19 protein-coding genes are annotated in these 18,440 nt (G+C 46.1%); 10 read left to right on the forward strand and 9 right to left on the reverse strand.

Features of this window, described 5'->3' with window-relative positions:
* Positions 1 to 149: 149 nt before the first annotated feature.
* On the reverse strand, positions 150 to 800 hold the full coding sequence (locus F8H35_RS02385; protein ID WP_472571971.1) for a response regulator transcription factor: 651 nt from the start codon (positions 798 to 800) through the stop codon (positions 150 to 152).
* Positions 801 to 928: 128 nt separating this feature from the next.
* On the opposite strand from F8H35_RS02385, the gene F8H35_RS02390 reads away from it, so the two are divergent.
* From F8H35_RS02390 to F8H35_RS02405, 4 genes are all read left to right on the forward strand, one after another.
* Entirely contained in the window at positions 929 to 2,161 is a 1,233-nt protein-coding gene (locus F8H35_RS02390; protein ID WP_472571972.1) for a DcaP family trimeric outer membrane transporter, read from the forward strand.
* A gap of 22 nt (positions 2,162 to 2,183) precedes the next feature.
* Positions 2,184 to 2,726, forward strand: a complete 543-nt coding sequence (locus F8H35_RS02395; RefSeq protein WP_472571973.1) for an acetate uptake transporter — start codon at positions 2,184 to 2,186, stop codon at positions 2,724 to 2,726.
* 19 nt (positions 2,727 to 2,745) lie between these two features.
* Positions 2,746 to 4,641: an acetate--CoA ligase gene (gene acs, locus F8H35_RS02400; RefSeq protein ID WP_472571974.1), complete on the forward strand. Its 1,896-nt coding sequence runs from the start codon at positions 2,746 to 2,748 to the stop codon at positions 4,639 to 4,641.
* 131 nt (positions 4,642 to 4,772) lie between these two features.
* Entirely contained in the window at positions 4,773 to 5,315 is a 543-nt protein-coding gene (locus F8H35_RS02405; RefSeq protein ID WP_472571975.1) for a hypothetical protein, read from the forward strand.
* Positions 5,316 to 5,341: 26 nt separating this feature from the next.
* Here F8H35_RS02405 and F8H35_RS02410 read toward each other — a convergent pair whose 3' ends face one another.
* Complete coding sequence (locus tag F8H35_RS02410) at positions 5,342 to 7,561, reverse strand: multiheme c-type cytochrome (RefSeq protein WP_472571976.1); 2,220 nt, start codon at positions 7,559 to 7,561, stop codon at positions 5,342 to 5,344.
* Positions 7,558 to 8,586 carry an SO_0444 family Cu/Zn efflux transporter gene (locus tag F8H35_RS02415; RefSeq protein WP_472571977.1) on the reverse strand — a complete coding sequence of 343 codons (1,029 nt, stop codon included), beginning with the start codon at positions 8,584 to 8,586 and terminating at the stop codon, positions 7,558 to 7,560. Before F8H35_RS02415 ends, F8H35_RS02410 begins: the two co-directional genes overlap by 4 nt.
* Before the next feature lie 81 nt (positions 8,587 to 8,667).
* Here F8H35_RS02415 and F8H35_RS02420 point away from each other — a divergent pair, with 81 nt between their 5' ends.
* Positions 8,668 to 9,900, forward strand: a complete 1,233-nt coding sequence (locus F8H35_RS02420; RefSeq protein WP_472571978.1) for a peptidase U32 family protein — start codon at positions 8,668 to 8,670, stop codon at positions 9,898 to 9,900.
* A 14-nt stretch (positions 9,901 to 9,914) separates the two neighbouring features.
* Here F8H35_RS02420 and F8H35_RS02425 read toward each other — a convergent pair whose 3' ends face one another.
* From F8H35_RS02425 to F8H35_RS02435, 3 genes are all read right to left on the reverse strand, one after another.
* Positions 9,915 to 10,316 (reverse strand): PIN domain-containing protein, encoded by a 402-nt coding sequence (locus F8H35_RS02425; protein ID WP_472572046.1) that lies wholly within the window; start codon positions 10,314 to 10,316, stop codon positions 9,915 to 9,917.
* 2 nt (positions 10,317 to 10,318) lie between these two features.
* Positions 10,319 to 10,516 (reverse strand): hypothetical protein, encoded by a 198-nt coding sequence (locus tag F8H35_RS02430; RefSeq protein WP_472571979.1) that lies wholly within the window; start codon positions 10,514 to 10,516, stop codon positions 10,319 to 10,321.
* A gap of 92 nt (positions 10,517 to 10,608) precedes the next feature.
* Positions 10,609 to 10,842: an FmdB family zinc ribbon protein gene (locus F8H35_RS02435; RefSeq protein WP_472571980.1), complete on the reverse strand. Its 234-nt coding sequence runs from the start codon at positions 10,840 to 10,842 to the stop codon at positions 10,609 to 10,611.
* Positions 10,843 to 10,969: 127 nt separating this feature from the next.
* Between F8H35_RS02435 and F8H35_RS02440 the strand changes: the two genes are divergently transcribed.
* Entirely contained in the window at positions 10,970 to 11,275 is a 306-nt protein-coding gene (locus F8H35_RS02440) for a NifB/NifX family molybdenum-iron cluster-binding protein (protein ID WP_472571981.1), read from the forward strand.
* Positions 11,276 to 11,283: 8 nt separating this feature from the next.
* Here the strand turns inward: F8H35_RS02440 and F8H35_RS02445 are convergent, their stop codons facing one another.
* Genes F8H35_RS02445 through F8H35_RS02455 form a run of 3 tightly spaced genes read right to left on the reverse strand, consistent with a single transcriptional unit; the run spans position 11,284 to position 14,859 of the window.
* Positions 11,284 to 12,411: an MFS transporter gene (locus F8H35_RS02445; RefSeq protein ID WP_472571982.1), complete on the reverse strand. Its 1,128-nt coding sequence runs from the start codon at positions 12,409 to 12,411 to the stop codon at positions 11,284 to 11,286.
* Positions 12,408 to 13,700 (reverse strand): 3-phosphoshikimate 1-carboxyvinyltransferase, encoded by a 1,293-nt coding sequence (gene aroA, locus F8H35_RS02450; protein WP_472571983.1) that lies wholly within the window; start codon positions 13,698 to 13,700, stop codon positions 12,408 to 12,410. Before aroA ends, F8H35_RS02445 begins: the two co-directional genes overlap by 4 nt.
* 1 nt (position 13,701) lies before the next feature.
* The gene (locus tag F8H35_RS02455; protein ID WP_472571984.1) at positions 13,702 to 14,859 is read right to left on the reverse strand and encodes an N-acetylmuramoyl-L-alanine amidase family protein; all 1,158 of its coding nucleotides are present in this window, start codon (positions 14,857 to 14,859) and stop codon (positions 13,702 to 13,704) included.
* A 93-nt stretch (positions 14,860 to 14,952) separates the two neighbouring features.
* Here F8H35_RS02455 and F8H35_RS02460 point away from each other — a divergent pair, with 93 nt between their 5' ends.
* Genes F8H35_RS02460 through aroD form a run of 4 tightly spaced genes read left to right on the forward strand, consistent with a single transcriptional unit; the run spans position 14,953 to position 18,435 of the window.
* Positions 14,953 to 15,621: a bacterio-opsin activator gene (locus F8H35_RS02460; protein WP_472571985.1), complete on the forward strand. Its 669-nt coding sequence runs from the start codon at positions 14,953 to 14,955 to the stop codon at positions 15,619 to 15,621.
* Between the two features lie 8 nt (positions 15,622 to 15,629).
* Positions 15,630 to 17,336: a type IV-A pilus assembly ATPase PilB gene (pilB, locus tag F8H35_RS02465; protein ID WP_472571986.1), complete on the forward strand. Its 1,707-nt coding sequence runs from the start codon at positions 15,630 to 15,632 to the stop codon at positions 17,334 to 17,336.
* Positions 17,336 to 17,677, forward strand: coding sequence for a DUF190 domain-containing protein (locus F8H35_RS02470; protein ID WP_472571987.1), 342 nt, complete (start codon positions 17,336 to 17,338; stop codon positions 17,675 to 17,677). Before pilB ends, F8H35_RS02470 begins: the two co-directional genes overlap by 1 nt.
* Complete coding sequence (gene aroD / locus F8H35_RS02475; RefSeq protein ID WP_472571988.1) at positions 17,677 to 18,435, forward strand: type I 3-dehydroquinate dehydratase; 759 nt, start codon at positions 17,677 to 17,679, stop codon at positions 18,433 to 18,435. The genes F8H35_RS02470 and aroD overlap by 1 nt, the downstream gene beginning before the upstream one ends.
* Positions 18,436 to 18,440: the final 5 nt, after the last annotated feature.

An 18,440-nucleotide genomic window follows, 5' to 3' on the forward strand; every position in this document is an offset into this window, starting at 1 on the left:
AAAGTGAATCGTAAATCACAACAGCAACAGTTCTAAGAGCTCCTTCTGATAGAATGCAGTCTTTAGACTTAGAAAACCTTACAAAATTTGAAATAAACTTTTCCTTGTAATCTAAAAAGAATTTCTCCCTGAGCTTTTAGCATTAAGATTTAAATGTTCCTCGTCAAGATGTAGCCAACGTTTGTTAATGTTTTCAGATGTTTACCCTTATCCCCCAATTTTTTTCTCAGCCTGTAGATATAAACGTCAAGGCTTCTTGTGTTTCCCTTTCCCTTCCATACCTTTTGGAGGATAAACTCTTTTGGTAGAACTTCCTCTGAATACTTTATTAGGAGCTCCAGAATCTCAAGCTCAATCTTTGTCAGATTTACACTCCTTTCCCCGATTATTAACCGCCCTTCCTTCTTTTTGAGAATAATTCCTTCAAACTCTAGAACGTTTTTCAGCTTTTCCCTGTAGCGCCTCATTATCGCAAGGCACCTTGCAAGGAGCTCCCTTGTGCTGAACGGCTTGACCAGAAAGTCGTCTGCCCCCATTTCAAACCACTTCACTTTTGTGTTAACGTCACAGACGGAACTCAGAACAATAATAGGAATACCTTTTCTCTCCTTTATTTCCCTGCACATCTCAAGACCTTTACTTCCAAGGAGTGTTAAGTCAAAAATCAGAAAAGAGTAGCCGTTCCTGTGAAAGATGTCGTCCCTGCTGGTTCCTGTTTCAACCTCTATACCGTGAAGGTCAAACGTATCAACGATTTCCTTTGCCAGACTTTTGTCATCCTCTATCAGGAGAACCTTCATTTTTACATCCTTTTAACAGGGTGTTTACAACAAATTTAGATACTATGTTAAATATATTGTATAAGGAAATATTAAAATTTTGCTACAATAATCGCAACACAGTTTAACAGTATGGAGGAGGAAGGAGGATGAGAAGAGTATTGTTAACGGCAACATCCCTTGCTTTTCTGTTCCAGCCTGCACTTGCCCAGGACGAAGTTTCTCAGCTGAAAGCCCAGATTCAGAAACTCCAGGAGCAGATGACAAAGCTCCAGGAGAAACTCTCTGAACTTGAAGCCCAGAGGGGCGTTGGGGCAAGGGCAGTAACGGGACTAAAGAGCGGAGTAAAACTCTACGGTAGAATCAAAATGGACGCCATCTACGACACCCACAACATGGGAACAGACGCATTCATAACAAGACTCCCCAAAGGAGACAGGCAGGACAGGTCAACCTTCAACGTAAAAGACACCCGAATAGGCTTAATCATCAACGGTCCTGAAGCAGACGGCTGGAAGATAACAGGAAGGATAGAGGGAGACTTCTACGGACTTGGAGGAAGTGGAGAAGACAACGGAGGATTCAGGATAAGGCTCTCATACATCAACTTCAGCAATGGAGAGGGGACAAACATCAGAATAGGACAGGACTACATCCCAATAGCTTCCCAGATGGCGTCAACCTTAGACTTCCTAAGCATGGGCGGTTCTGGAAACCTGTGGGACAGGACACCCCAGGTAACAATAACCCAGACCTTTAGCAATGGATTTGGAATCCTTGGAACAGCGTGGAAAAGCTCAGCCACGACAGACCACGTAGGAATGAGAATGCCCTGGGTAGGAGCAAAAATCTTCTACAAGGGAGACCTGTTGGGAACCGGGAAACCCCTCTACTTAGCCCTTGGAGGGGCCTACAGACACGGAAGCGACGAAGTAGATGGAGTAAAAGACGACGTATCGGACTACCTGGCGGCGTTAGAGTGGAACGTTCCCTTCAACCTGATAGTTCCGATGGGAATAAAGGGAGAGGCATACGTAGGTCAGGGGCTTACAAAGAGAGACTTCTTGGTCTTCACAACCCCCCACTACAAGAACGGAAACGGACTTGACGAACTCCAGACCTGGGGAGGATTTGTCCAGCTGACGGTGAAGCCCTACAGGAAGTTCACAGTAAACCTTGGGGCAGGAATGGACAACCCGGACAACGACGATGCAGACAAGGCAGGAACGTATGAGAAGAACTGGAGGGCATTTGGGAACGTCATTTACAGCCTTGCGCCAAACGTTTCCCTTGGGGCTGAGTGGGACCACCAGGAAACCCTCTACAAGGGAGATGTTGAGCACGGTGAAAGGTTCATGATGTCTGCTATCTACAACTGGTAATAAAATTAGAGGAGGAGGCGTTATGGAGGGGAAGATCGCAAACCCTGCACCTTTAGGCCTTTTTGCCTTTGGTATGACAACTGTTCTTTTAAACCTTCACAATGCGGGGCTTTTCGGCCTTGGGACGATGATCCTTGCCATGGGAATCTTCTACGGAGGCCTTGCCCAGGTAATTGCAGGTATCTTTGAATTTAAAAAAGGTAATACCTTTGGAGCTCTCGCCTTCTCATCCTACGGCCTTTTCTGGGAAACCCTTGTCTTCCTTCTCCTAATGTCTAAATGGGGCTGGTGGGCAGGCCCGGATAAGGGGGGAATAGTAGCTTATCTAACTATCTGGGGGATTTTCACATTTCTCCTGTGGATAGTTCTCTACGTTACGAAGCACGGCTGGGACATTCAGGCGGTTTTCATAACCTTATGGATTCTCTTTTTCCTCTTAGCCATTGGAGACTATACAGGGAGTTCCGTCATAAAACACTTTGCCGGCTGGGAAGGGATACTGTGTGGAGCTCTGGCCATGTACGTTGGATTTAAGACTGTTTTAACTGAGTCAAAAACGGCATAACCAAATAGAGGAGGTAGGTATGGCAGAGGAAAAACTTGACCATCTACTAAAGAAAGAGCTGGTTATTGAGCCGCCGAAAGAGTTTGTGGAAAGGGCGAATGTAAAGGACTACGAGGCAGAGTACAAAAGGTTCCTTGAAGACCCTGAGAAGTTCTGGGCAGGGGTTGCCGAGGAGCTCTTCTGGTATGAGAAGTGGGAGAAAGTCCTTGAGTGGAACTACCCCTACGCCAAGTGGTTTGTTGGTGGGAAGACAAACATAACCGTCAACGCATTAGACCGCCACGTTAAAAACGGAAAGAGGAACAAGGTTGCCTTCTTCTGGGAAGATGAACTTGGAAACGAGAGGGTTGTAACCTACGGGGAGCTCTACAGGCTCGTTAATAAATTCGCCAATGCCCTGAAGGCCGCAGGGATAAAGAAGGGAGACAGGGTAGTTATCTACATGCCCTTAGTTGTTGAGCAGGTTGTTGCAATGCTTGCCTGTGCCCGCATAGGTGCAATCCACTCTGTTGTTTATGCAGGTTTTAGCGTTCCAGCTCTCCGCCACAGGATTGAGGACGCAGAAGCCAAAATGGTCATAACCGCCGACGTAACAATAAGGCGTGGAAGGGCTATTCCTCTTAAGAGGATTGTTGACGAGGCCATTTTAGACCTTCCGTTTGTTGAGCAGGTTGTTGTTCTGAGGAGGCTTGAGCCGAAAGTTGACCTGATTGGTGAGAAGGAAGTTGACTTCTACGAGTTCATGGACGGCCACTTAGACTACTGCGAGCCTGAAGTCATGGATGCAGAAGACCCGCTCTTTATCCTCTACACTTCCGGTTCAACAGGTAAGCCAAAGGGGGTTCTCCATACAACTGGCGGTTATATGGTTGGAACTTACTACTCAATGAAGACCGTTTTTGACCTGAAAGACGACGACGTCTTCTGGTGCACTGCAGACCCAGGGTGGATTACGGGCCACAGCTACATCGTTTATGGTCCACTTGTTGCAGGAGCTACTCAGGTGATTGCAGAGGGAGCTCCCAACTACCCCGACTACGGCCGCTGGTGGAGGATAGTTGAGAAGTACGGCGTAAACATCTTCTACACGGCTCCTACAGCAATAAGGATGTTCATGAGGGCAGGAGAGGAGTGGCCAAACAAGTATGACCTCTCTTCTTTAAGGCTTTTAGGTTCCGTTGGTGAGCCCATAAACCCTGAAGCGTGGCTCTGGTACTACAGGGTAATCGGTAAGGAGAGGTGCCCGATAGTTGATACCTGGTGGCAGACAGAAACAGGAGCCGTAATGATTACAACCATTGACGGCCTTCCCATGAAGCCCGGAAAAGCCGGAAAGCCCGTTCCAGGCGTTATTGCAGACGTTGTTGACAAAGAAGGAAACCCTGTTGAAGTTGATAAGGGCGGATTCTTAGTAGTTAAGTATCCGTGGCCTTCCATGATGAGGACAATCTGGAAGAATCCCGAAAGGTACGAGCAGTACTGGAACACAATTCCCAACTGCTACACGGCCGGCGATGTTGCAGTTAAGGATAAAGACGGCTACATAATGATTTTAGGCCGTGCAGACGACGTTATTAACGTTTCCGGCCACAGGATTGGAACGATGGAGGTTGAGTCTGCCCTCGTTTCCCACCCGGCAGTTGCAGAGGCTGCGGTTATAGGTAAGCCGGATCCCGTTAAGGGTGAAACTATTAAAGCCTTTGTAATCCTTAAAGAGGGTGTGGCGGCTTCTGACAAGCTTGTTGAAGACCTTAAGTACCACGTTAAGATGGAGCTTGGAGCTCTTGCCGTTCCATCTGAAATTGAGTTTGTTGACAAGCTTCCAAAAACAAGAAGTGGGAAGATTATGAGGAGGGTTCTTAAGGCAAAAGAGCTCGGCATTGACCCGGGAGACCTCTCAACCCTTGAAGATTAATTATTTTTCTGGGGGAGGGAGCTCCCCCTTCTCCTTTTAGGCCTTCGGAAATAATAAAAATTAAAGAAACTTCCCCCTTAAAGGTCTAAACTTTCCAATTAATTCAAAACAAAACTTTATAGGGGGAAAAGATGAGGAAACTCCTTACAGTTCTTACATTGACCTCTTTTGCTGTTTCCGGAGTAACCTTAAGTGGTTGCTTCAATAAAGAGGAAGGACAAAAGGGGACTTCAAACATTAAAAGTCAGATGCAGGAGAAAGTTGAGTCTGCAGGCCAGAAGGCCGGAGCTACTGCTCAATCTACTGAGGAAAGTGCTGGAACTGTTGCTGGCAAAGCCTCTTCTGTAGCTCACTCCGCTAAAAAAGCAACGGGTAATGCGGCTTCATCTGTTAAAAACGCTGTTCACAATGCTGTAAAGAGCGGAACTTCTGCTGCTAAAGAGAAAGCTGAAAGTGCCCAGAAGGCTGCTAATGAGACTGTCCAAAAAGCTCAGGAGCAGAAGAAAGAGGCAGGAAATAAAGCCTCTTCTACTGTAGAGAAGGTAAAAAAGGCTGTTAAAAACGTGAAGGTTGAGGAGATACCTTCAAAAATACAGAAGGCGAAAGAGAAGGTAAACCAGGCTAAAGAGACTGTAAATGCCGTTAAGAACGTTGTTAAAGGTTTAGGTAATTAAACCTGGGAGCGGGAGCTCCCCTTCTTTCACCTCTTCAGCTTAAAAACTTTCTCAAGGTGGTCAAGCAAGAACCCTGCCGGCTCAACCTGAGGGAACGGTTTTTTGTGGCAGGCAAGGCAGACTCCCCGCCTGTCAAGGAGAGCTCTCTCCCTGCTGTTCAGCGGCCTTGAGCCCTTAAAGTGATGGCCTACCGTTTGGAGCTGTTTCCCCGTTTCTGTTACAAACCTGCTCCAGTCTGACGGCAGGTCTGGAATTGCGTTAATCTGAACCCTTGCCCTTTCGGGAACAACTCTTCCATCTTGAGTTTTTATGTCAACAACGTAGGGTTTATCAGGGGGAGCCATCAGCCTTCCGCCGGAAATTCCATACCCCATTGCTACAGGGTTGTTGTGGCAACTTTCACAGCTCCTTGCCCTCTTTGAAACTGTGTGGGGTTGAACGGGGGCTATGTCTATTGTCCTCTGCCCCTCTTTTCCTGCACCTTCAGCATCTGGAACCCTGAAGATGTGGTTGAGGATTATCGGTTTTCCATCTTTCCCTATAACGGTTATAACTGTCTGGCAGCCGGGAATTGCCGGAGAGACCCTGTGTTCTCCGTTAACGACAAGGGGCGGGTTCTCCCACCTTAAGTAGCTTCTCGTCTCCTTTACCTCTCCATCTATTTTCTTCCCCTTTCCTTCAAGGCCGTTTTTCAGGTGCTCTTCGCCTTTAGACAGCCAGTTGCAGTGCTTTTTCCCTTTGGAGTAGTCAATCCTTACGTGGCAGCCGTAGCACTGGGGAGCCCAGTCTGAGTGGCAGGTGTAACATTCTAACTTCCCGTGGCCTTTAACGAACTTCATTGCAACGAGGGCTTCTTTGGGGATTTTTCCTTCTTCGTATAGGAGTTTTAAAGGTTTAAGTATCAGGTCTTTCCCGCCGGCGGTGTGAACTACAACTAAGTTCCCCCTGCGGACAACATTTCCAAAGGGATTCCCCCTTGACGTTAAGAGGTATCCGTCTTCCGGTTTGTAGACTTTTCCAAATTTCATGTAGTCTGGAAGTTTGAAAACGACGCCCCTGGGTTTTCTGTAATTCCCCTCAAGCTCGTCGCCGTAGCCTAAGGGGAGCTCCCACGGGAACTTATCAACCGTTCCGTGGCAGTCCTGACACTCAACTTCCACAGCCGCAAGGTTTGTTCCTGCAACTATTCCGTTTCCGTGGATGTCAAGGGTTGTGTGGCAGTCCTGACAGGTCATCCCTTTTTCGTAGTGGACGTCTGGGTGCAGGTGGATGTAGCGCTTTGTGTGGAGTTTTGGCTGCATTGAACCGTCTTCAGAGTAGGGAGAGCCGTAGGGAGACTCCATAAGCCCTTCGTATGAAACCCCTATCCTCTTTCCCCTGTTGTGGCAGGAGTTGCAGGTCTCTACTGGAATACCGCTGTAGGTTATTCCGTGAACTCTTACCTTTAAGCTCCTTGTTCCCTGAAGCTCGTGAACCAGCGGGTAGCCCGGTTTATCCTTTGGAATTGTTGGGTCTTTCCCCTCGTAGTAGCCCTCGTTTGAGTAGGGAACGTGGCAGGCAGAACAGCCCATTCCCCTGTAGTCTCCCCTCTTTGTCCTTCCCTTAACCCCTGTGTGGCACCTTAAACACTCTTCCCTCAGGTATGTGTAAACGGCCTTTCTTACGTCTTTTTCAACTTCTTCAGCCTTTGGAGCTTTCGGAACCGGAACGGTCTCTTCGGGGAAAAGCTGAGGTTCAGCCTTTTTCAGCTCTTCCACGTATTTCCTGTATTCGTCTGTTCCGTAGAGCTTTCCGCTCTTAACTTTGTAGTTGGCAACTCTGTGGTTGTATCCTTCAAGGCCGCCGAAAGCCCAGAGAGCTCCCTGAATCTTCCCCACCTCTGTAAACATTAGAGAGGTCTTCTGAACCTTTACCTCAAACCTGTGGCACAGTCCGCAGGTGTGCTTGTTTATCCACGGGCTTCCAGGGTCAGGGTAGAAATCTTCCGCTCCGCCTATCTTTTTAAGGGCTTCAACGGTTCCAGAGTGAGCCTCTTTCTCCGTCTTTCCCTCAGGGTTTCCACCGTGGCACACTATACAGGTGTTGTCGGGGTATCCAATTCTTTTGGCAACGGCTTTAAGGGCTTTTGCCATTTTGCTCTCTGGCGGAACGATGTTCTCTATTCTTCTGTGACACTTAAGGCAGTTGTTGGCCTCAGCTTCACTGAAAATGAGAGTTAAGGCAAGTATGGGAATCAGTTTTCTCAACTTTTCCCCCACTTTTTCTTAAAAACGTAATAGACGCACAGTGTTAAGAGTATAACAGAGGAGACCATGTTTAAGAGGCCGTTTGACTCCTCTACCCTTAAAACGCTCTTCGGGTCTATGTGGAACTGATGGAACGTGTAGTCTATTAAAAGGCCAAAGAGAAGGCTTCCGATGATAACTGTTAAGAGGTAAACAACAGTTGCCCTTTTCCCTAAAGTTTCCTTTACAACCCCAATTGAAACGGCGTTTGTTGCAGGGCCTGCAGTTAAGAAGAGGAAAGCCGCTCCCGGGGGAGCTCCCGCCAGAATGAGAGATGCCGCTATGGGAATGGAAGAGGTTGCGCAGACGTACATCGGAACGGCAATTAATAGGGCTGCTGTATAGCCAAAGAGAGAGCTTGAAAGGGCAGTTTTCAGGTAGTTTTCGCCTAAAACAGTTATGAGAGCTCCAACGATTAAACCAACCAGCAGAGGTTTTGCAATGTCTGAGAGGATGTTCTTAAAGCCGTAGCGGAGAGCTCCCCGGAGTGAGAACTTCTTTTCTTTCTCCTCTGCCGGAACCGAACAGCTGCAGCCGCAACACCCGCAGGTGGAAGTTTCAACCTTTTCTTCTCCTTTCAATGTGAAAAGGCCTACAACTCCTGCGACAACTGCAATAACTGTTGAGGCAACGATTCTAAGAACCGTAAAGAGCCATCCGAAAACACCGTAGGTGGCAAAAATTGAATCAACCCCGGTTATTGGAGTTGCAATCGTAAACGCCAGAACTGCTCCGCTGTTTGCCCCCTTCTTCTTAAGTGCGCTTATGAACGGGATAACGCTGCAGGAACAGAGGGGCAGGGGAATCCCAAAGAGAACAGCCTTGAAAACAGAAGAGATTTTTTTCTCTCCAAGGTGTTTCTTTATAAAGTCGTCCGGGAAAATCTCGTGGAGTAGCCCGGCAAGGAAGAGGCCTAATAGTAGGTAGAGGCTTATTGAGTTTGTAAATTCCCAGAAAGCCTTTAAAAACTGTAGTGCTAACTCCAAAACGCCCCCTTTTTGAAAAAGGTTCTCAATAAGGTCTATTAAGTCTAAATTTTAACAGTGAATTTTTGCAGAGGAGATACTATGAGGAAGCCTGAAGTTCTCTCGCCTGCTGGAAACCTTGAGAAGCTGAAGTTTGCCGTTGATTTTGGAGCAGATGCCGTTTACTTAGGTGGGAAGCTCTTTAACCTGAGGGCAAAGGCCGGAAACTTTACCATAGATGAGATGGCTGAGGGGATTGACTACGCCCACAGCAGGGGTGTTAAGGTCTACATAACGCTTAACGCTTTTGCAAGGAACTCAGACTTTAAGGCAGTAGAGGAGTTTGTTGACGCCGTTAAAACCCTCTCCCCCGATGCCTTTATCGTTTCCGATTTGGGAGTTCTTAAAACGGTTAAAGAGAGAGCTCCCGAAATAGACGTCCACATAAGCACCCAGTCCAACACAACAAACTACAGGGCAGTTGAAGTTTATAAATCTTTGGGAGCGAGCAGGGTTGTTCTTGCAAGGGAGCTCTCCATTCCTGAAATCAGGGAGATTAAGGAGAGAGTTCCCGACATGGAGGTTGAAGTTTTCGTTCACGGTGCTATGTGTATGGCCTACTCCGGAAGATGTCTCCTCTCAAACTACCTCTCCCACAGGGAGAGCAACAAGGGAGCCTGTTCTCAGAGCTGCCGCTGGAAGTACTACGTTGTTGAGGAGACAAGGCCGGGGGAGTTCTACCCGATAGAGGAAGACGAAAGCGGAACATACATCTTCAACTCAAAAGACCTCTGTGCACTTCCCGTTTTAGATGAGCTGATAGACGCCGGCGTTGATTCACTGAAAATTGAGGGTAGGGTTAAGTCTGCCTACTACGTTGCCGTAACAACAAGCGTTTACAGGAGGGCAGTTGACTTGATCCTCTCCGATAGAGAGGCGTTCAGGAGGGAGCTCCCACACCTCTTAGAAGAGCTTGAGAAGGTGAGCCACAGGCCTTACACCCTTGGCTTTTTAAAAGGAGGTAACGAAGTCCTCCAGCACTACGAGACGAGTTCATACATCAGGAACTACAAGTTCTTAGGAATTTTCAGAAACGGCCTCTGGCAGGTGAGGAACAAGGTAAGCCTTGGAGACGAAGTTGAGGTTTTCACCCCCTCTGCAGAGGTTCTAAAGCTCAAAGTTTCAGGGATAAAAGTCTTAAAGAAAGACCGGTTAGTTGAGACAGACTCGGCAAACCCCAACCAGCAGGCCGTAATTTCGTTTGACGGAGAGGTAGAGATTCCGGAAAAGGCGATCCTCAGACGGAAAGAGGTTACCGAACCTGTAGCGGTTTAATATGGTTCTATCGGTTAAGCTTTTTCTAACTTCTGGGCTGAGTTGATAAGGATAATTTTCTCCTTTTCACAGGCTTCTTTAAAGTCGGAGTCCAGAGAGATTAAATGGGAGATATTGTATTGCTTACAGGTTGCTAAGATTAGTGCATCGTTTGGTTTTAGTGCGTATTTCTCTATCAGGTTAAACATAAGGTTTATCGTTTTTTCGTTCGTTTCCAGAATTGAAAAGCTTAGAAGATGTTGTTCCAGCTGCTTCAGGTTATATCCTCTTTTTGAGTGCAACTGATAGACAACTTCACTTGCAACAACACTATTAATATAAAGCCTGATACTAAGTTTTGTTAGTTTGATTAAAATCCTTAGGGCTTCAGGATTACCTTTAAGACCCTCAATTATTAGACTACTATCTAAAAACACTTTCAATCGCCCTGCATATGCAGTTCTTCCTCGGAAACTTTAAAATCTTCTGGTAATGTTCCAGCGTTCTTTATGAAAAACTCTAGGGCTTTTTTTTGATTTTCTATGTTTTTCATTTCCTGTAATTTATCTAAAGCTTCATCTATATTATCAAAAACCTGTTTTATGTTACCTGACACTTTAATTATTATCTCTCCCACATTTTGCCTCTGAATCTTGTTCACTAGGTTCTAACATAGGCATAGTTCCGTTGGCTGCAACCGATAAATTAAAAAGGGAGGGGAGCTCCCTATTACCACCAGCGACAGAACCCTCTACCGCGTCTGCGACCAAACCAGCCTCTACCGGCTCCTGCGCCAGCTCCTCTCCTGAATCCCCAGCCCTGACCTGTAGGAACGTCAACCCTTACAAGGTTTTCGCTTCCACACTTAGGGCAGGTTACCATCCAGCGGGGCTTCCCAAAGGAAACTTCAAACTCCTCTCCGCAGTCTAAACACTTAAACTTTCTTTTCGGAATTACTTCCATAGTTAGTATCTCCTAATTAAGGTTCTGATTAAAATCTAAATCTCTGGTTTGTGCGGTGTCAAGAGTGGCGCAGAAGAATCTTTACAATATATTGTTAGTAATAGCGAATTCTGTTCTAAACTACTAAATGAGGATAGCGATACCTGTAGAGGAAAACAGGGGAATTGACTCTCCGGTTTGTGAACACTTTGGGAGAGCTCCCTATTTCGCCGTTGTTGAGATCGGTGAAGGTGGAGTTTCCGTTGAAGTAAGGGAGAACCCCCTCCTTGAACATACGGAAGGGGCACTGCCGGAGTTCCTTAAGAGCTGGGGAGTTGAAAGAATTGTTGCCTACCGTATGGGGACAAAAGCTCAGGAGTTTTTCAGAAGGTTTGGTATTGATGTTGGTCTTGGAGTATCCGGTTCAGTTCAGGATGTTGTTAAAGACCTGTAGGGGAGATCCTAACTCCTGATAAGTTTTCCCATCAGGGCTGATGAGAGGAAGCAAAACAGTGAGAAGAGGAGAAAAGAGGCGTTTCCCCACAAGTTCCACAGGTAACCAGCGGAGAGATTACCTGCAAGAGCTCCCACCCCTGTAATCCCGTGAAACAGGCCGTAGGCCGTTCCCCTTTTTGTCTTTCCCGTTATCTCTCCAATGAGAGCTCTCTGAACCGTGTCTGTAATTCCCATGGCAATGCCGTAAAGAAGGAATGAAATGGTTAAAAGAAGCAGGTTTTTATGGACGGCAAGGAAAAGAAGGGATATTGCTGAGATAGCGTATCCCGCCGAGAGGACTCTCGTCTTCCCTGCCCTGTCGGAAAGATTCCCTGCAGGGAGGGATGTTGAAAGGTAGGCAATATTTAGGAGAAGGTAGAGGAGTAAAGCTGTTTCCTCTGAAGTCTCTTTTCCTGCAACGAAGATGAGGAACATAAAGCTGAGAGCTCCCGCCGAGTAGAGGGTCAGAACTAAAAGGATTTTGAAGAACTCCCTGTTTAGCGGCTCTTTTCTTTCTGAAAGATTTTCCTTTTTAGGGCTTGCCGTTTCAACCTCTTTTACGGGAATTAGAGGAACCAGACTGAAAAAAGAGATAACTCCGCCTGTAAGGATTACGGTTCTGTTTGAGAAGCCCAGATAGATTAGAAGCGTGGCGAGGATAACACCTACAAGGGCTCCCGCTGTATCCATACTCCTGTGGATTCCAAATTTTTTGCCGCTTTTTCCTTTGGAGAGGGAAATGAGAGCATCCCTTGGTGCTGTTCTTAAACCTTTTCCCACCCTTTCAAGTGTTGAGCTGAGAACAACCTGATTCACGTTCTTTGAGAAGCCTATCAGGAGCTTGAAAATGGCAGAAACGAGATAACCTGAAACTATTAGGGGCTTTTTCTTCCTAAATCTGTCAGAGAGGTAGCCGGAAAATGGTTTAAGGCCGTTTGAGAGGAGCTCCCTCAAGCCACTTACCATACCAAGAGCAACTCCTTCCCCACCAAGCTGAGAGATAAAGAGGGGGAGAACGGCAGAGATGAGCTCACTTGAAACGTCGTTTATAAAGCTTGTCAATCCTAACAGGAGAACGTTCCTGTCAGCCCTCAAGTTAAGAGCCTTTCAAGGTCTTTGAAAAATCCAGGATAAGATGTTGAGACGCACCCTGTATCATCTATCTCAACGGGATTTTCAGTTATTAAGGAAGCAACGGTAAAGGTCATTGCTATCCTGTGGTCTCCGTAAGATTTGACCTTTCCGCCCTTTAGTTTAGCCTTTCCCCTTATTACCATTCCGTCGGGGAGCTCCTCTGCATCCGCCCCAATGGACTTCAGGTTATCAACCGTTGACTTAATCCTGTCGCTCTCTTTAACCCGGAGCTCCGCCGCATCCCTTATAACGGTTTCCCCTTCAGCCTGAGTTGCAAGGAGGGCAATAACGGGAAGTTCGTCAATGAGGGTCGGAATCTCATCTCCCTTAATCTCAGTTGCTTTAATGTCTGGAGAGTAGTAAACGGCAATATCTCCAATCTCCTCTCCGGAGGTTTCCCTTCTGTTTAGTATTTCGTATTTAACTCCCATTCTGTCAAAGACATTTAAAATCCCTGTTCTTGTGGGGTTGAGTATTACCTCTTTTAAAACAACCTCTGAGCCTGGAGTTATCGCTGCTCCAACCATGAAGAACGCAGCGGATGAGATGTCTGCAGGAACTGTTATCTCAAGGTCTCTGCTGAGTTCTCTGTTTTTCCCTAACCTTACAGTTAAACCTTCAACTTCAATGTCAACGCCGAATGCCCTCAGCATTCTCTCTGTGTGGTCTCTGCTCTTAGCAGGTTCTGTAACAGAAACCGGCTCGTCTGTGAAAAGGCCTGCCAGCAGAACTGCAGACTTTACCTGAGCGGAGGCTTTGGGACTTTTATAGTCAATCCCCTTCAGCTTCTCCCTTCCAACAATCGTAAGGGGCGGGTATTTGCCGTTTTCCCTTCCCAATATGAGAGCTCCCATCTCCCTTAAGGGAACGGCAATCCTGTCCATGGGCCTTCGCCTTAAATACCGGTCTCCAGTTAAAACGGAGTAGAAAGGCTGGCCAGAGAGGATTCCGCTTATCAGCCTTATGGAAGTTCCGGAGTTCCCGAGGTCTATAACGTTGAAAGGCTCCTTCAGTGAGCGCTTTCCTTTCCCCTTTATTACTATCTCACTTCCCCTATCGTCTATTTCAGCTCCCAACTCTAAAAAGGCCTTCAGTGTGTTTAAACAGTCCTCAGACCTTAAAAACTCCCTTACAACAACCTCACCTCTGTTTATGCTTCCAAGCATTACTGATCTGTGGGAGATTGACTTGTCGCTGGGGGTTCGGAGCTCCCCTTTCAAACTCTTTTCCTTAAAGTGGAAAACAGCCATCCTACTCCTCTACCATTGCAACGGTGTTAAGAGACTGTATGTAACGTTCAATTCCCTGAGCTATTCCCTTTGCTATCTCGTCCTGATACCAGTCTTTAACAAGCCTTTTTCTATCCAGAGGGTTTGTCATAAAACCGCTCTCTATGAGAACTGCAGGTCTTCCGGGAGTCTTGAGAACCAGAATGTTTCTATACATGTCCTTGATTCCGTTTATGAGCTCGTCGTTTACGTGTGCTTTAAGGCTCTGAACTATAGCTTCTGCCAGCTTGGAGCTCTCTGCAAAGGTTACAGTTGTTGCAAGGTTTATGAGAAGAGGGCTTATACTCCAACACATAACGTCGTTGCAGAGCCTCACGTTCTTTGCCACCGCTTTTGCAGTATTCTCAGCCTTTGCAAAGAGCCTCGGTGAAGCTTTAAATACCGTTACACCGCTCCACTGGGGATATCTTGGCATAGAGTCTGCGTGGATGCTTACAAATGCATCTGCACACGACTTTGCAGCAATTTCTGCCCTCTTAAGAAGCGGAACGTAAACGTCTCGGGTTCTTGTCATTACAACTTTTATGTCTGGATTCTTTTTCAGGTATTTCCTCACTTTTAGTCCGATGGAGAGGGTTATCCACTTCTCCTCAATTTTGGGGTGTTTTGACCTAACAGGCCATACGGCTCCCGGATCTTTACCGCCGTGCCCCGGGTCAATAACAACAACCCTTTGGGGAGTTTTTCTTACTTTGCACTCTGTAGTTACAAATTCCGGGAAAACGTCAATAACGATTCTGAAGGGTCTTCTTCCACAGCTTTTAAGGCCGAATATCTTAAACCTGTGGGGTTCTTTGAAAACAATCTTTACTTTTGTTCTTCTGTAGCTTATCGGGATAACTTCAACCTCTTTAACCAGAGGGCTTTTTAGGTATCGTTTAAGCTTCCTTACGGCTCCAACTCCGTTAAGGTCAAGCCAGAGTATATTCCTTTTGAATTTCTCTTTTATGCTCTTCCTTAGAACTGTATGGGTGCAGTCAAGAACAATTCTGGTTCTTGCCTCTGTTGAAGAGTATCGGATTCGCAGTATAACAGGATGTCTTTTTGCCTCTGCTTCATCGGTAAGTTCAGCAAACAGACTACCGAGTAGCAGCGATTTAAGGAGAGCTCTCCTGTCCATTATTTTTCCCCTTTTAGTTTGCCCAATTCTAACAATTTGCTTCAGACAGAATATAATTTAAAAAATGTGAAAAATCCTTTGAAGGAGGGAGCGATGGTAGTAGAAGTGAAACCAAAAGAGGTGGATTACGATGCTCTCGCTTTAAGAGTTTTTCTTAAAGCTATAGAGTTGATAGGTGGTCCGAGAGCTCTGTTTGAGTACAGGAATCTGACCTGGGTTCCAAGCCTTATGGAAGCCTCTTATGCAGTTGTTCTCAAGTATGAAGCCATGAAAACTGATGATGAGATTGCAGAGTTTTTAGGGCTTACGAAGCAGACTGTCAGGAATATGCTCTCTGCAGATCCAGAGCTTGTAATGATGAAACTCAAAGGAGAGCTTGAAAGCGGAGAAGTTAAAGTTCACACTGCTGGTGGACTTGCTAAAAAAGCCTACGAGGAGGTTAAGAAAGGAAACGATTACGTTTCCTTCGTTGCTTATCTGTGTGAGGAGTACATTAAAAAGCCCATGGAAGCTGCAGAATCCGGCCAGCCGGCTGCAGCCTGCCCGGATATAGGCCTTGTATGGCCTGTTTATGTTCTTAAAGCCATTAAAGGTATGGATTTCCCTGTTGACGAATCTAAGAAAAAGGAGCTCAAAGAAAGGCTTAAGGGAATAAAAGTTAAAGACGTTTCAGCTGAAGAACTCATTGATAAGATAGAATTTCCTGTTAAAAGTCCGGCGGAACTTCTCCATAAATTGGCAGCTGCTGTTAAAGGAGGTTAAATCCGATAATGCAGAAGGCCGATGAGGCAAAACTAAAGGAGTTCATTTCGGAAAGGCTGGGGGTCCCACCCCAGCTCCTTAAAGGCCCCGATTGGGAGAGGACACTTATAGAGAAAAAGGTCGTTACTGAAGATAAGCTCCTTTCCCTTCTATCTGAGTTTTACAACTTCCCGGCAGTAGACTTAAGGAAGATAGAGATTCCCCCCGACATCGTTAAGATAGTTCCGAGGGTTACTGCCGAGAAATTTCTGGTTCTTCCCTTTGATAAAAAAGGGCCTGTTTTAAAACTTGCAATGGCAAACCCTTCTGATATTCAAATAAGGGAAAGGATTAGGTTTACTACCGGTTTTAAGGTTCAACCTTACGTTGCTCTTCCTTTCAGAATAAGAGAGAAACTGATTGAGGTTTATGGAAAAGCAGAAGAGGAGTTTTTTTCACGCTTAAAGTCTGAACTTGAAAAGGAGAAAGTAGCTTCTGAAACGGAAGGTTTTGAAACTGTCTCTATCACTTCTCAAGTTGTAAGTCTTGATGACTTAAAGAGTCTTGCATCTCAAGCTCCTATAGTTAAACTGGTGAACGCCCTCATCCTTGAGGCTATCCAGAAAGGGGCTTCAGACATTCACATAGAGCCCTTTGAAAAGGAGCTCCGCATCCGCTACCGTGTAGATGGCGTTTTAAGAGTTGTGGCAAAGTACTCGCCTGAAATAAAAGATGCCGTTGTTGCCCGTATAAAAGTTTTGAGCGGTTTAGACATTGCTGAGAAAAGGCTCCCCCAGGACGGCCGTATGAAAGCAACCTTTAAAGGAAGGCAGATAGACTTTAGGGTTTCAACGGTTCCCACAATTTACGGGGAAAAGGTTGTTCTCAGGATTTTGGACAAGGGAGCTCTCAAGCTTGACCTTTCAGAACTCGGCCTTGAAGAGAGGGAATACAACTTGCTCCTTAAGGCTATCCACTCACCATACGGAATGGTTCTTGTTACAGGCCCTACAGGTTCAGGTAAAACAACAACCCTTTACTCTTCTCTCCTTACAGTCAACAAGCCTGAAGTTAACATAATGACCGTTGAAGACCCGGTTGAGTATAACCTTTACGGTATCAACCAGGTTCAGGTAAATCCTGAAATTGGCCTGACCTTTGCAAGGGCTCTAAGGGCCTTCCTGCGTCAAGACCCAGACATCATAATGGTTGGAGAGATAAGGGATACAGAAACGGCCGAAATTGGCGTTGAAGCCGCTTTAACCGGTCACCTGGTTCTTTCAACCCTTCACACAAACGACGCTCCCAGCACCGTAACAAGGCTTGTTGATATGGGAATAGAACCTTTTTTGGTCTCTTCATCTGTCATTCTGGTCATAGCTCAGAGACTTGCAAGGCAGATATGCCCTTACTGTAAAGAGCCTTACAAATATCCACCTGAAGTTTTAAAAGAGGTAGGCTTTACAGATGAGGAGATAGCCCATCTTCAGACCTACAAAGGAAAGGGCTGCGAGAAGTGTGACTACACGGGATATAAAGGAAGGGTTGCCCTCTACGAGGTTATGGAGGTTGTTCCTGAAATTAAAGATGCTATAGTGAAAGGAAAAAATGCTGATGAGATAAGGAAGCTGGCTAAAAAACACGGGATGAGAACTTTAAGGGAGATTGGAAGGATAAAAATTGCAAAAGGTATAACTACACCAGAGGAAGTTTTGAGGGTAACCAGGAGCTACTGATGAAGGGAATTGTTGGAAAGAGGAAACTCCTGAGAATATTCGTTGACCTAGAAGATAAATACGAAGGGAAGCCTCTCTGGGAGTATATACTGAAGCTTGTTAAGGAAAAGGGATTGGCGGGAGCGACAGTTTTTAAGGCCGCTGCCGGTATAGGGGCCCACTCGGAGCTCCGCACCTTCTCCGTCTGGCGCCTCTCACAGAACCTTCCCGTTGTTGTAGAAATCATAGACCGGGAGGAGAAAATAAGGGATTTCCTTAAGGTTCTTGACGAAATCCTTGAAGAAGGGCTTGTGGTTCTTGAAGATGTTGAAGTTGTCAGCTACAGGCACAGGGAGAAGTGATGCAGATAGGGACTGTTGAGCTTGGAAAAGAGCCGGCTGTAATAGTTGCCTTAAATGGAGAAAACCTGAAGGAAAACCTTGAGAAAGCCAGAAGATTGAGAATAGACCTTGTTGAAGCCCGTTTAGACCTGTTATCTGAAATAACTCCTGAAACCATCAGAAGGTTTTTAGATACAGTTGCCGATTTCGGCTTCTATGCTGTTTCAACTTTAAGGCCTGTCTGGGAAGGTGGAGAATTTAAAGGAGAGGAATCTGAAAGGCTGAAGCTCTTTGAGGTTATAGTTAAACACCCTGCAACGGGGGCTGTTGACGTTGAGCTGAGGAGCTCCCTTTTGCCAGAAGTCGCCTCTATGGTCAGAGAGGATAGGAAAAAGCTGATAGTCTCTTACCACGATTTTGAGAAAACCCCTTCAGAAGAAGAAATTGAGGAGATAGTCAACAGGTGTAAAGAATCGGGAGCAGATATAGTTAAAGTTGCCTTTATGGGAAAGAGTCAGGAAGACGCTGCAAGGGTCTGCTGTGTTCTCTCTAAATTTGACTACCCAAAGATTTTCATGGTTATGGGAGAAGTAGGTTCATTTACAAGGGTTGTCGGTTTCTCCTTTGGCTCACTCCTTACGTACACCTTCTTTGGAAAACCTGTAGCTCCCGGCCAAATAGAGGCTGAGAGGTTGATAAAGCTCCTTTCTAACCTCTATCCATCTTACAGGAAAAAGAGGGAGAAGTTCCTTTCTGAAGAGTTTTTCCAGTTGATATAATCTCA

This window comes from Thermovibrio sp. (assembly GCA_015488335.1).
Classification (GTDB): domain Bacteria; phylum Aquificota; class Aquificia; order Desulfurobacteriales; family Desulfurobacteriaceae; genus Balnearium.

What these genes read in the sequence shown, in the direction of transcription:
- F8H35_RS02385 (WP_472571971.1), bottom strand. Translation starts at nt 800, where the DNA reads ATGAAGGTTCTCCTGATAGAGGATGACAAAAGTCTGGCAAAGGAAATC.
- F8H35_RS02390 (WP_472571972.1), top strand. Translation starts at nt 929, where the DNA reads ATGAGAAGAGTATTGTTAACGGCAACATCCCTTGCTTTTCTGTTCCAG.
- F8H35_RS02395 (WP_472571973.1), top strand. Translation starts at nt 2,184, where the DNA reads ATGGAGGGGAAGATCGCAAACCCTGCACCTTTAGGCCTTTTTGCCTTT.
- acs (WP_472571974.1), top strand. Translation starts at nt 2,746, where the DNA reads ATGGCAGAGGAAAAACTTGACCATCTACTAAAGAAAGAGCTGGTTATT.
- F8H35_RS02405 (WP_472571975.1), top strand. Translation starts at nt 4,773, where the DNA reads ATGAGGAAACTCCTTACAGTTCTTACATTGACCTCTTTTGCTGTTTCC.
- F8H35_RS02420 (WP_472571978.1), top strand. Translation starts at nt 8,668, where the DNA reads ATGAGGAAGCCTGAAGTTCTCTCGCCTGCTGGAAACCTTGAGAAGCTG.
- F8H35_RS02435 (WP_472571980.1), bottom strand. Translation starts at nt 10,842, where the DNA reads ATGGAAGTAATTCCGAAAAGAAAGTTTAAGTGTTTAGACTGCGGAGAG.
- F8H35_RS02440 (WP_472571981.1), top strand. Translation starts at nt 10,970, where the DNA reads ATGAGGATAGCGATACCTGTAGAGGAAAACAGGGGAATTGACTCTCCG.
- aroA (WP_472571983.1), bottom strand. Translation starts at nt 13,700, where the DNA reads ATGGCTGTTTTCCACTTTAAGGAAAAGAGTTTGAAAGGGGAGCTCCGA.
- F8H35_RS02455 (WP_472571984.1), bottom strand. Translation starts at nt 14,859, where the DNA reads ATGGACAGGAGAGCTCTCCTTAAATCGCTGCTACTCGGTAGTCTGTTT.
- F8H35_RS02460 (WP_472571985.1), top strand. Translation starts at nt 14,953, where the DNA reads ATGGTAGTAGAAGTGAAACCAAAAGAGGTGGATTACGATGCTCTCGCT.
- pilB (WP_472571986.1), top strand. Translation starts at nt 15,630, where the DNA reads ATGCAGAAGGCCGATGAGGCAAAACTAAAGGAGTTCATTTCGGAAAGG.
- F8H35_RS02470 (WP_472571987.1), top strand. Translation starts at nt 17,336, where the DNA reads ATGAAGGGAATTGTTGGAAAGAGGAAACTCCTGAGAATATTCGTTGAC.
- aroD (WP_472571988.1), top strand. Translation starts at nt 17,677, where the DNA reads ATGCAGATAGGGACTGTTGAGCTTGGAAAAGAGCCGGCTGTAATAGTT.